Genomic DNA, 12,763 nt, shown 5'->3' with positions numbered 1-12,763 from the left:
GCACACTAACAGGGAAGAGAATATAGTTATATTAACATAAAAACAATCAATTTTCTTTAATTTATGCAAAAAAATATAGCCTATTTTATATTAATTACATTCTCATTCAAAACCCTTCAATTGATCAAGTTTAAAGCGGATCACTTCAATAGATTCTTTTTGGCGGGAGATGATCACATACATATAACCATTCCAAATCATAGTATGCGGATAGCCGTACTGGCCGCCTTTATATAAACCTTTAGTTTTTAACTGGTATAGTTCATCGGCAATAATATATTGTTTATTAAAGGACCTGCCATCTGTTGAAATTGCGAGCACCAGCGGGTTACGGTCATAATGGTGCAGCGTATCTGGTATCCCTACATAATAGTAACGCTTATCGGGCAGGCGACCAAAATGGAATTTACTGTCATTATCAGTAAACCCGGTTTCACTTGGTTTTGACCATGCTGAGCCATTATTCCGGCTTTCGGTAAGCCACAGCTTACCTTTCCACCCTTTACCTGTTACCCGTAACAGCATGTGAATAATACCATCATCGGTCTGAAAAAAGGAACCCTCGCAAAGCGGCGGCAAGCCCAGTTTTTCTGCCGGCTTATAAAATGCCGCAGAGTTATCCTGTTGATACAACGAATCAGGGTAAAAGCTGGTCATTTTCCAACCTGAAAGGCCGGTATGGTCATCAGTGTAAGGAAAGCTAAAATTACCGCTGATGATAAGCCTGCCATTTGCTATTGCTTCGGGCCCGTGATTGGGTATTAAAGGAATGTGCATATCAATGGGGTTACTCCAATGCTCACCATCAGTGCTTGTCTTAGCCCATAAATGAGTATGGATCCTGTCTTTCTCATACTCACCATAATATGCTACAAGCGTGCCGTTATACTGGTACAAGCCCGCTGCGGTGAGCACTTTTTGTATGCCGTTCGCGGCTTTCGATGGTTCGGCTATTATACCCGGTGCCGACCAGTGTTCAAAATCATCTGATACAGAAAAAACAACCCGCTGGCCCGGCGAATCTTCATCGATCAGTCCGTTTGACCATGTAGCGATAAGCTTTCCCTTAAATTCAATAATTGCAGCGTGGTGATTATATAGCCAGTTATTTCCCGGCGTATATATCATTTTACGTTCAACTTTTAAACGCGGTAAACCGCTTTCGTCCTTATAATTATTGCGGATTGTTACTTGCTGGGCATTTGCCAAATTACATAAAGCGATGGCAAAGCCGAATACAAGGTATTTTATAGTCATGTAAATTTAATGGGTATATGACTGCTAAACTAACAGTTTCTGTCAATAAAGTCAGAATTATGCTGTTTACCTTATAATAAAGTCGACGGATAATTGGCAATAACGGGCCCAAACCTAATATACACTGAGATACTCGCACCGAACCAACGGATAATTGGTGGTAGCCGGGATAGCTTTCTATATCGCTCGATAATTGGGCTCCTCGCAATCGTCTGTTCCATTTCTTTCAGGCACTGTTCAACTTCGCTCATCTTCATATATAATTCAGAATTGGCCCGCAATTATTTAATATTAAAAAATTATTTTTCATACTTATTTGCAGCTTCATCAGCACCAATTTTGTGATAATCTAATGCTATCTGTCCCATCAAGTCTTTATTATTTGGAGCAATAATCATTTTATTTTTCAGGTCGATAACCTCGTTAACCAATGATAACAAACCATTAAGTTGTTGTTTATTGCCTTGTATCTGTATTGCCGCTTGGATGTATTTGATAGACTTATCTGGTTGATCCGTCTTTAATAATACCAGGTACATATCTTCAGCATTTTCAAATGACGGATTTGCATCATACAGCTTTTTTAAATAAAATACAGCATTAGCATAATTCCCGGTATCAAAGCTTAGTCTGCCTGCATATACCTGGTAGGTGGTATTTTGCGGGTATTCTAGCATAACCGCTTCTACAGCTTTAAGCGCCATCTTTTTATTATTTGATTTGATGCCATATTGAAATAACTGATTCATGGCATCCAACCAACTAATACGATTTGTTGATAAAGCTCCCGCCAACTGTTCCTCTGGTGTATCTCCCCTTTTAAAACTCGCTGGGATGGGTTTGTTAAAGGGCCAACCAGTTTCCAGCATCATTATTGTATAAGCACCATTTAACGAATCCAATTTAGTTATCGGCATTTGATCTAACAACTCATTAAACGACATTTCTTTATCAACCTCAGCCTTAATAATATGCTCTTTTTTTATGGCTTGATAAAATGCGTCAGAAAGCAGCGCATAACCGTAAAGATTTGGATGCACATGCTCCAATATAGTTTCATTACCTAAAATTTGGTTAGGTGAATGTTGTTCAAAAACCGTTTTTGCATCTACTAAATGTACATCAGAATATTTCTTAGCCAATTGAATAACAATTTGATTCATAGCATCAGGCGCCCTGAAACGCAACATATCCAGTTCCCTTGCTTTATCAAATTGCTGTTTAGCTAAAGTATATTTCCCGGCTTTATATGATGTATTACCTGAATTATATTGTTCATCTGCTGAAATGGATTTATTAGTGTCGCTAATAAAAGGTTTTATATCTTTTTCATTACTTACCAGGGTACTTAAAAACATGGGGATATGCTTTTCTTGCATTACCCGGCATAGTTCATCCATATTTTTCTGATATTGATCAATACCCGTTAAATAAGCTGCTGAATTATAAGGTATTTGCTGACTGGCAGCCATTCTTTTCATTAAATTTTCTCGTTCATCAATAGCTCCTGATTTATTGGATCTGAATTTGTTAATGATATTATCATACAATTGCACCAACCTAAATTTGCGCAGATAAAGTACGGCTTCAATCAAAAACCGATTATTAGCAATATGGCTGGTTGATCCTACGCCTAACGCACCGTAATACTCGTTATGCCCGGTATAAACCAATACCGCATCCGGTTTGTAGTTTACCACCTCTTTACCAAAATCAAGAACAGTGTAAGAGTTTACAGCGGTAAGAGAGACATTTACAATTTCAAAATGAATATCGGGATAAGTATGCATTAGCCTGTACTGAAGCCAACGGTGAAAAGAACCATTATGGAAATAAGGATAACCAGCTGTAGTTGATTCACCCAAAACAAATATCCTGAATGTGTTTGCTGATTTTTCGACCCTAAACGGTTCTATACTACCTTTAGTAGCATTGGCAGTATCAGAAAAATAAGGTGCCGAAGCATATTTATTGATCACCCAATAGTTTTGATCATCAGGATATTTGATAAATAAACGGGTATCATGCCCATAATCAAAAAGCCGAAGAAGTAATTCAGCAACAACTAAAATAATCAGGGGTAAAACTATTGCTATAGCTTTAAATAACTTTAATTTCCTGCCTGTTACTTGTTGGTTTTCCATGAATATTAGTCTATATACTTATCTTACTTTGAGGCTAATTCTTTTGCATCCGGAAACCACACTGTCATTTCACCCTTGCCCCTATTAGCCCACGAATAATATGGTATTGCTGTTAATGATACCTTTTCTACAGTTCCGCTTGTGCTATCCTTTCGCATAACATCTGCCTTTAGCACCATTACACCATTTAATAAGTCCGCTTTAAATTCAGGCTTAAATATGGTATTGTTTGGTATGTACAGGTTGCTTACTTTACCATTATTGTCTTTCCATTCGGCACAATAAATTATGGGGCCGCGTTGCAAAGCCACTTTACCAATATCAGCAGTTAAAGCTTTATTTGCTATTACTTGTTTAACATTCATTGGTAAGTTCATTTCTATCTTATCACCTTTTTTCCACTCGTTATTAATAACTGCATAGCCATTTTGTATTATATATTTAACCGGATGGCCATTAAGTTTAATAATAATATTTGATGCTGATTTATTTTCAAAGTTATACAGATCTGACGGTATGGCTTCTGAGCGGCTCCACCCCGGTATGCGTACCAACATATTAAAACGGGCAGGTGATTCCGGATCTACGTTAATTGCAAGCGAACCGTTCCATGGATAATTATTAACCTGTGTAATCTTAATATTCTTATTTTTTAGTTTGATATCCGCCGAACCTGCTATGAAAAGATTAACATAGATATTATTTTCTCGCTGAGCATAAATATATCCCGGTAACGATGGTAGAAAACGCACCATATTGGTTGGACAACATGAACATTCAAACCATCCAGATCGGCCCGGTTCAAGTGCTGGGTGGGTAAATCCATCGGTAACCTGCATAGCATTTGTATAAAAAAATGACTTTCCATCCAAACCTACCCCCGAAATCAAACCATTATAAAGTACCTTCTCCAGCAAATCAATATATTTTGAATCACCATGCAATAAAAACATACGCTGGTTCCAAAACACTTCCCCAATGGCTGCACAGGTTTCATTATAGGCGGTTGAATTTGGCAATTCGTAATCAGCGCCAAAACGTTCACCATTAGGTACAGCCCCTATACTTCCCTGCACATAAATCTTCTTACTTACCATATTATTCCAAATCCGGTCTATAGCTTCTATGTATTGTTTATCGCCCGTTAAGGCCGCAACATCTGCCATCCCTGAATATAGATACATTGCCCGTACCGCATGTCCTTCAGCTTCATCCTCGTCAACAACAGGTACATTATCTTGCCAGTACATCCCGTTTTTCCACTCATCACTGCTATTTTTATCATATTGGCGCTTACCACGTTCATCGATAAAAAACTTAGCCAAATCAAGGTATTCCTGCTTGCCGGTTATGCGATACAACCTGACTAAGCCCATCTCAACAATTTCGTGACCCGGTGCAACATGCCTTTTACCCGGTCCGAATGTTTTAACCAACAAATCGGCATTTTTTAAAGCAATGTCTAAAAAGTTACGTTCGCCAGTGGCCAAATAATGTGCGCTCGCCGCTTCAAACATGTGGCCAGAATCATATAACTCATGGCTTAATTCATTTTCCTTTACCCACCTTTCCGGGCCCGACCACGGGTGTGGATGCAATGGATCAATAGTACGTGCAGTATAAAGATAGCCATCAGGCTCCTGGGCTTTACCAACTATAGTTATTAATGAATCGACATAAGCCTTTAACTTTGGATCAGGGTGTACGGCTAAAGAGTAAGAAGCGCCTTCTATGGTTTTATAAATATCTGTATCATCAAAAGGGAACTTAGTACAAAAACTCCCTTTACGTGCTGCAGCCATTTCAAAGTTTTTTACTCTGCCTGTGTTTTCACAACGTGCAAATGATGCTGGTATAGTTACTGTGCGATTAGTTTCAATACGTGGCACCCAAAAATGATCGTCGAGTTTTACATTTGTAAAAGCTACCGGCTTTATAGGATAGTCTCTAACCTGGGCGTAAATACCCCCTGTATACATTAACAATACAATTAATATTTTTTTCATCTCTATATTTCTGTCAATCACTCTTTTTAGTAAACTCACTTAATGAAAGTTAAAAAAATATAGGACAGTTGTAGCTGCCCTATATTTAACAATCGTGCTATGAGATAGCGCTACCAATTTATAAGTAACCACACTTACAAATATCCTTATCATTAATAACCTGTATTTTGTTTAAGGTTTCCATTTGTTTGGAGCGCGGTTGTTGGCAACGGCAGCAAGGTTCTGTAAGCACCATTAGGCGAATGTGACAACCATGATTTTGTAGTAAAAACTCCAAACCTGATCAAATCCTGCCTGCGGCGCCCTTCTTGTGAAAATTCCCACCCCAGCTCATCAAGCATACGACCATATTGAATATCGCTTACAACATCATGCGTAGTTGCTAGATGGTTTCTTAACCCATAATCATATACAGTAGGCTGGCTTAACTGCGCTGCGGTAACAGTTGCTTTGGCAGGATTTGATAAGAAATCCCTTTGCCTAACTTGCGTAACTAACGTTGCTGCGGTAGTTGCATCGCCCAGCCTGAGTGAAGCTTCCGCTTTCATCATTAAAATATCAGCATATCTAAATAAAGGAAAATCGTTGCTCATACCTACTAATTCGCCTTGCGCTATTTCGTATTTCCCTAGCCTGAATCCATGTACTTCTTCTGAAGAATCAACGCCTGGCAATACATTAATATAAGCTAACGGCTTACCTGTGTAAGCCCCGAGCCCACCGATCAATATTGCGCCTGATGCACTATATTGCTGGCCCTGAATCCAGTTGGCTGTTAAACGATTATCATCCGGATCGAACGTATTGATAAACTGTGGTATGGCGCAAATACCACCCCACGGTGAATTTTGAAAATTATAGGTAGCCTGGTTTTCCGGCTCCAGGGTTTCCATATGCAGTGTCCATGCGGTTGAGCCGTCAGCTGTATATACATTATCAAAAGGAATGGAAAAAATTATTTCCTTTGAGTTTTGATTCTCGGTGGCAAAGACACTTGCCTGAACAGGTTCCAAACCGTAAGCATTAGAATTAATTACTGCATCACAAGCAGTAATACAATCTGCCCAATCAGGAGTACCGGTATAAACACCTGCATTCAAATACATCTTTGCCAATAAAGCTTCTCCGGCCCATCTATTAAATCTACCATAAGTAGTTTGATCAACAGTTGTGCTTAATAAAGGCACATTGGTAGTCAACTCAGAAATAATGAAGGCATATACCTGTGCCCTTGTACTTTGTGAAGGTAAATATCCTGCTGGCACATCGAATTTAGTAACGATAGGTACGTTGCCAAAAAAATCAATAAGGGCGTAGTAAAAGGATGCCCTTAGTACTTTCAACTCTGCTTCAACCTGCGTTTTGGTTGATGCAGTTACCGGTATTAAATCGGCATCAATCTGGTAAAGTAAACGATTACAGTTAGTTATTCCCTGATAGGCATTCGTCCATATCTGATAACAGTTATCTTCATCAGCTGTCCACTTGTGATAATGCATCCTTTGGTAAATACCCCCATCAACCCAGCCATTCGGCCTCTGCGGAATCACCTCTTCATCGGCTGAAATTTCATTTGTACGCCATATGGCATTTGCGCTCCGGCCCAGTTCTAATGTTCTCCAGTTGGTGTATGGCACCCCAATTAATGCTGCCACGTCCTGCGCGGTCGGATTAAACTGCGCCGAAATAATTTGCGAATTATTTTTATCATCCAGTTTAGTGCAGGAGTATAATCCAATAAGGATCATTAACCCGCTAATCATAAAACAATATCTTTTTTTCATGTTAATTAAATTTAATTAATTATATATTTCCCTAAATTCTATGTCTGTTAGAAGCTGGCTGAAAAACCAATTGTAAACGTTCTGACGCTAGGGTACGAATCGCGTGAATCTACGCCTGGATTAAGAAAATTTGATCCTGACGTAAGAACCTCCGGATCAATCCCTTTGTAGCCAGTAATAATAAATGTGTTATTAGTTGATAGAAAAACCCTCGGGTTGTGAATCCATTTTGATCTTATTTGCTTAAAGGTATAACCAGCATTAATATTATCTATCTTCCAGAAATCACCGTTTTCCAAATAATAACTATTAAACTCTTCCGGAACATTTTTATTCAATACCGCTACACCAAATATTTTGTCTTGAGATGATGCTAAACGGTTATAATTTTGAACAGAAGTATTTTCATCACTTAAACGTAAGCCATTTAATACCTGGAAGCCGAACGCTCCGCGCATAGTTACACTAAAATCCCAATTTTTATACCTGAAGGAATTGTTCCATCCCGCGTAGAATTTAGGCAAACCATTACCAATAACTTGCTTATCACCAAATGCATGGTTAAAATCATCATACTGAACAACCTTTCCATTAGGTTCCTGGTAGATCCATTTTCCATCTGTTGAAATCCCCACTACTTTAAAGCCATAAAAATCACCTATCGGCTGTCCAACCTGCACAATATTTGTGAAAGTTGTTATTGGATCGCCGGTACCACCCGTTGTAAAATAATTTGTTGACGATTTATAAACATCATTAGACAGACTGATCAATTTGTTCCTGTTTGTGGAAAAGGTAAAACCACTCGTCCATTGAAAATCTTTTTTTCGTATAGGATTAATATTAATGGCAACCTCGATTCCTTTATTACTTAAATCGCCTACGTTAAGTTCGGTTTCAGGATAAAGGTTCGGAGGGCTTGGAACATTGTAATCATACAATAAGCCCACCGTTTTGTTAGAATACACATCGATGGTACCGTTTATTAAACCTTTAAACATGCTATAGTCCAAACCGAGATTTGTTTCGCGCTTCTCTTCCCATTTTAATGATGGATTAGCATTTTGGCTCGGGCTAAGTGTTTGTATCCAGGTGCCATTATATAAAATATAGTTTCCATAATTCAACAGGCCGACACCAAGAAAACCCGCAAGTGGTTGATTTCCGGAAACTCCGTATCCGATTCTTAATTTCAGGTCATCAAATATGTGCTGATCCTGCATGAAATCTTCTTTAGTGATTCTCCAACCTGCCTGAACGCCAGGAAACTTCCCGTAAGGTTCTTTTGCACCATATAATTGACTGGCACCATCAATACGTAAGCTTGCCAGCAACAGGTATTTATCTTTATAATTATAAGTTGCCCTGGCGAAATAACTGATAAGATTTGTTTGATTAAGACTGCTCCCAATCCCATTAGGATTATTTCCACTAGCCTGCGCTGCACCTATATAAACATTGTTAACCCCGAATAGATCGGTCGGAAAATCATGATTATTGATATAGGTTTGGAAATTATTATCATCCTGGTATTCATAACCTGCAATCACATCAAAGTGATGATCTCCCAATGATTTCGAATATTCAGCCTGTAAATTCAGATACCTGCTCACATCCTGTCCTTGCCCTATATAGGCAACGCCATCCTGCTTATCCCTAAGAGTGGATATATTATCGAAATTTTGAAAAGATTTATTTATATAACCACTTTTGGTGTATGCGCCAGTAGCAACTAAACGTAATCCTTCAAGTGGCAATACTGTAATAGTAGCGTTATATTTACTACGATACGATGTTTGCGGCTGGCTAGTATTATATATATCTGATACCGGGTTTTGATATTCAAAATTGTTTGTATCCTGGTAATAACTGCCATCTGCTTCCTTAACCGGCGCGGTAGGATTCATTTTAAATACCTGCTCATAATCATAAGTATTAAATGGATTATCGTCGAAATTGGTTTGCAATATCCCGAGGTCGAACCTTAACTTACCATTAAGCATGATATGATTGATATCAACACGGCCAGTGATTTGCTGGTGATCGGATTTTAAAAACGAGCCATCAATATATCGGTAATTAAAAGATGCCAGGTAATTGGTTTGGCTATTGCCTCCTCTAAAGGTCAGGTTTTGAATGTCTGATACCGGCAATTTATTACTGATAGCCTTCAACCAATCCGTGGAACTACCTAAATCATAAGTACTAAGCCTTGTTCCGGCAGCTATCTGATCTCTATAATCCTGTGCGGTAAGTAATTTAGGCGTACGTGTCAATTCGGTGGCGCTAACATTGCCGGAATAGTCGATCTGGTTGATCACATCTCCGTTGGCATGCTTGGTAACGATAATAATTACACCGTTTGATCCGTTAACACCATAAATAGCAGTCGCTGATGCATCTTTTAAAACAGAAATCTCTGCAATATCTTCAGGAGCAACGGTTAAAAGGTCGCCAGGAACACCATCAACAATTACTAAAGGAGCAGTGTTAGCTCCACCAATGGTATTAACGCCGCGGAGTACTATGTTTGATTGCGCATTAGGATCTCCTGAGGGATTCGATATGGAAAGACCTGCTATTTTCCCTTTTAATAACTCCGCTGCATCGGTAACGGGACCTGTAACAAAATCCCTTGACTGTACCGTAGTAACAGCACTGGTAACATCAGCTTTACGCTGTTGACCATAACCAATTACAACCACTTCGTTTAATGAACTGGGTACAGCTTTAAGCTGCACATCAATCGTAGACTGCCCGGCAACTACCACTTCTTGCTGCACATACCCAATAAAAGAGAAAACTAATGTTGCATTGGCATCCTGCACACTAATGGTAAACTTACCTTTTACATCCGTTTGTGTGCCTAATGATGTACCTTTAATTTTAACAGTTACCCCCGGTAAGGGTTGATTTGTATCGTCTATTACAGTGCCGGATACAGATTTACTGGCATCTGCCAGAGGGGTAACCGGTTCTTGAGTATCCGGCTGATCTGTTGGGCTCTCAATAATGTTTACCTTACTCAATACTACTCTACCGCTAATTATTTCAAAAGCAATACCCCTGGGTTGCAAAAGCGTTGTAAGTATCTTTTTCAGTGTTTGCTGCTTTGCATCAATGGATATTTCTGCTTCACCTTCTACAAGGCTTTTACGATAAACAAATTTCAAATTTGCGTCCTTCTCCAATTGCTTTAATGCAGTGCCAAGGTTAGAACTGTGTATATTAACATCAAAGCGTTGCTCCAGAACGGTTTGCCCTTTGCTTCTTGTAGCATACGACATCCCCGTAAATATGAGTAATATTACTATCTGACTAAAAGTGATCTTCATAATCTTGCACCAGTCAAAATGGTTTTGTAAATAAATTTTCATAAATTTAAATCGTTTATTTTTTGTTAAAAAAATGAGACAAAGAAACCCGATCACCTTTATAAGGCGTTCAATAGCGGGTTTTAAAACGTTTAGGAGTGTCTTCAGCACTCCTATTCTTTTTTCAAGAAAGTTTTGATGAGTGGTGTATTAAGTTCTTTCCATAATATTCATAATTTAATTAAGGTTTATTTATTTATAATTTGGTTATTTATTACTTATCAGAACAAATTCGCTACCATTAACTGCGTAATTTACATCCATGGTATTTTTCAGCATTTCCATAATAGATGGAAGGCTTTCATTAGTAAAATCTGCATTTAGATAATCAGAGTTGACTTTTTTATCGGCTGACCAGATATGAACTTTGAACTTTTTACTAAGGATCTTAAATACATCAGCCATAGGCGCATTATCAAAAGCAATGTTTGTCTTTTTCCAGATATCAATGGTACTATCAGTAATTTTTATATGCTTTTTTAAATCATTGAGCTTATTATCATACGTGACTTCCTGATTAGGCGTAAGCATTACTTCTTGTACTGATTCTATTTGATCAGACTTATTTAAATCGGGCACCGGCATACCAGGCTTAGGTATGCTTACAGAAACTTTCCCGGTAACTACATCAACCTTTGTCTCTTCATTTTTATAGGAGCATATACGGAAACTTGTCCCCCACACCTTAGTTATTATATTTCCACTAAAAATTGAAAAAGGCCTATTATGATCTTTGGTTACTTCGAAAAATGCTTCACCTATCATAGCAACCCGCCTGCTATGTGCACCTAATATCTTGGGATAAGTTAATTGCGATTTAGGGCTCAGCCATACCCTGCTTCCATCAGAAAGTGTTATCTTCTGAATAGTCTTTGTCATATTATCAACCACCATCTCCTCATTGGTTACTATTTCAGATTTGTTCGGTATCCTATATTTAATAAAAAATACAACCAGGATAACAGCAGCGCAACCCGCAAGAAAATAAAACAGAGAACGAATGGGTCTTATTTTACGTAAACTAACTATGTTAGTTGTTTCTTCTGTGTTGATATTCTTCCTAATGTTATTTAACATTAAATTTCTGAATGCTTCTTTTTCCATATCCGACAAATTGGAAATATCGTTCCCATCATGCTCAAATGATTCATACCAGAAATTAATTTGGGCAATTTCAGATTCATTACAATCACCTTTGAAATATTTTTCCAAAATATCGGCAGATAGTTTCTTTTCCATTAAAACGTAGGTATAACAGGAATTAATTATGGTTTATAATAGTATGTAACTTAAGAAAGGGTTATCCCCTAGTCGTAAAAAAATAATTTCAGAAAAAAGTAAATAGTTTCTTAACAATACTATTGCAGTATTAAAAAGTATTGTTTGAAAGGCAGAGAATAGCGTTCTGTTAAATGTTTTTATTTTTAATGAAAGAAGAAGAATAGTAATAGGATTGCTGTATCAATATTTACCCTTAAATATCTAAGAGCCCTGGTTAAATGATTTTCTACAGTTTTTTCAGAGATATCTAACAACTTAGCTATTTCCTTATTAGTTTTATATTGATTTCGGCTAAGTTCAAAAACAGAACGGCATTTGGGTGGTAATTGATTAACCCCAGCATCAATGTTTTCCTTTAGTTCTTTCCAGGTGAGATACTCCTCAGTTGAATTATAAAAATTTGTTTTGTTAGCTAACAAAAGCAATTCACAATAAGATGTTCTAACAGTTTCTGCCCGTTTATAATTCAATATAGAGTATTTAATTGCAGTAAATAAATACCCCTGAAGCGAAGAATGTATTTTAAGTTGTGCCCTATTGATCCAAAAACTTATAAAAAAGTCTTGTACTATTTCTTGTGCAGCTTCTCTTTCTTTTAATCGGCTATAGGCAGAACCATAAAGCTTTAGCCAATACCTGTTATAAATTTCTTCAAAAGCTGCAATATTATTTAGTTCGAGAAGTTCGAGTAATTTATCATCCGAAAGATCATGCAACTTCATCATTTTATATTAGGTGAAAAACCGATACCAGTAAAAACAACGTATTTAAATGCCTTTATTTTAATCACTTAATTGTAGCGCAAACACTTAAATTATACTACACAATTTTTCAACTGCAAGCCAATTTAACAAGTCACAAATTCATCAATCTAATTATTAAAACAGATATTAAATCTACATTCAATTTGCATATAA

General features: G+C 37.5%; 7 protein-coding genes. All 7 read right to left on the bottom strand.

The window, feature by feature from the left end; all coding sequences use genetic code 11:
• Window positions 1–102 precede the first annotated feature (102 nt).
• Window positions 103–1,257, bottom strand: a complete 1,155-nt coding sequence (locus GSQ74_RS20115; protein WP_158995994.1) for an exo-alpha-sialidase — start codon at window positions 1,255–1,257, stop codon at window positions 103–105.
• 299 nt (window positions 1,258–1,556) lie between these two features.
• Window positions 1,557–3,401, bottom strand: a complete 1,845-nt coding sequence (locus tag GSQ74_RS20110) for an SGNH/GDSL hydrolase family protein (RefSeq protein WP_158995993.1) — start codon at window positions 3,399–3,401, stop codon at window positions 1,557–1,559.
• Window positions 3,402–3,424: 23 nt separating this feature from the next.
• On the bottom strand, window positions 3,425–5,407 hold the full coding sequence (locus GSQ74_RS20105) for a glycoside hydrolase family 127 protein (RefSeq protein WP_158995992.1): 1,983 nt from the start codon (window positions 5,405–5,407) through the stop codon (window positions 3,425–3,427).
• A 152-nt stretch (window positions 5,408–5,559) separates the two neighbouring features.
• Window positions 5,560–7,191, bottom strand: a complete 1,632-nt coding sequence (locus tag GSQ74_RS20100) for a RagB/SusD family nutrient uptake outer membrane protein (protein WP_158995991.1) — start codon at window positions 7,189–7,191, stop codon at window positions 5,560–5,562.
• A gap of 47 nt (window positions 7,192–7,238) precedes the next feature.
• The gene (locus GSQ74_RS20095) at window positions 7,239–10,568 is read right to left on the bottom strand and encodes a SusC/RagA family TonB-linked outer membrane protein (RefSeq protein WP_254060935.1); all 3,330 of its coding nucleotides are present in this window, start codon (window positions 10,566–10,568) and stop codon (window positions 7,239–7,241) included.
• 204 nt (window positions 10,569–10,772) lie between these two features.
• A complete protein-coding gene (locus GSQ74_RS20090; RefSeq protein ID WP_158995990.1) occupies window positions 10,773–11,804 on the bottom strand; it encodes a FecR family protein in 1,032 nt (343 codons plus the stop codon).
• Window positions 11,805–11,989: 185 nt separating this feature from the next.
• Window positions 11,990–12,571 (bottom strand): RNA polymerase sigma-70 factor, encoded by a 582-nt coding sequence (locus GSQ74_RS20085; RefSeq protein WP_158995989.1) that lies wholly within the window; start codon window positions 12,569–12,571, stop codon window positions 11,990–11,992.
• Window positions 12,572–12,763: the final 192 nt, after the last annotated feature.

The sequence above is a fragment of the Mucilaginibacter sp. L196 genome (assembly GCF_009765905.1).
Classification (GTDB): domain Bacteria; phylum Bacteroidota; class Bacteroidia; order Sphingobacteriales; family Sphingobacteriaceae; genus Mucilaginibacter.
The sequence above is the reverse complement of the archived record's forward strand: the minus strand, read 5'-3'. Positions and strand labels throughout refer to the sequence as shown.

Coding starts and splice junctions, on each gene's coding strand:
- GSQ74_RS20115 (WP_158995994.1), bottom strand. CDS start 1,257: ATGACTATAAAATACCTTGTATTCGGCTTTGCCATCGCTTTATGTAAT.
- GSQ74_RS20110 (WP_158995993.1), bottom strand. CDS start 3,401: ATGGAAAACCAACAAGTAACAGGCAGGAAATTAAAGTTATTTAAAGCT.
- GSQ74_RS20105 (WP_158995992.1), bottom strand. CDS start 5,407: ATGAAAAAAATATTAATTGTATTGTTAATGTATACAGGGGGTATTTAC.
- GSQ74_RS20100 (WP_158995991.1), bottom strand. CDS start 7,191: ATGAAAAAAAGATATTGTTTTATGATTAGCGGGTTAATGATCCTTATT.
- GSQ74_RS20095 (WP_254060935.1), bottom strand. CDS start 10,568: ATGAAAATTTATTTACAAAACCATTTTGACTGGTGCAAGATTATGAAG.
- GSQ74_RS20090 (WP_158995990.1), bottom strand. CDS start 11,804: ATGGAAAAGAAACTATCTGCCGATATTTTGGAAAAATATTTCAAAGGT.
- GSQ74_RS20085 (WP_158995989.1), bottom strand. CDS start 12,571: ATGATGAAGTTGCATGATCTTTCGGATGATAAATTACTCGAACTTCTC.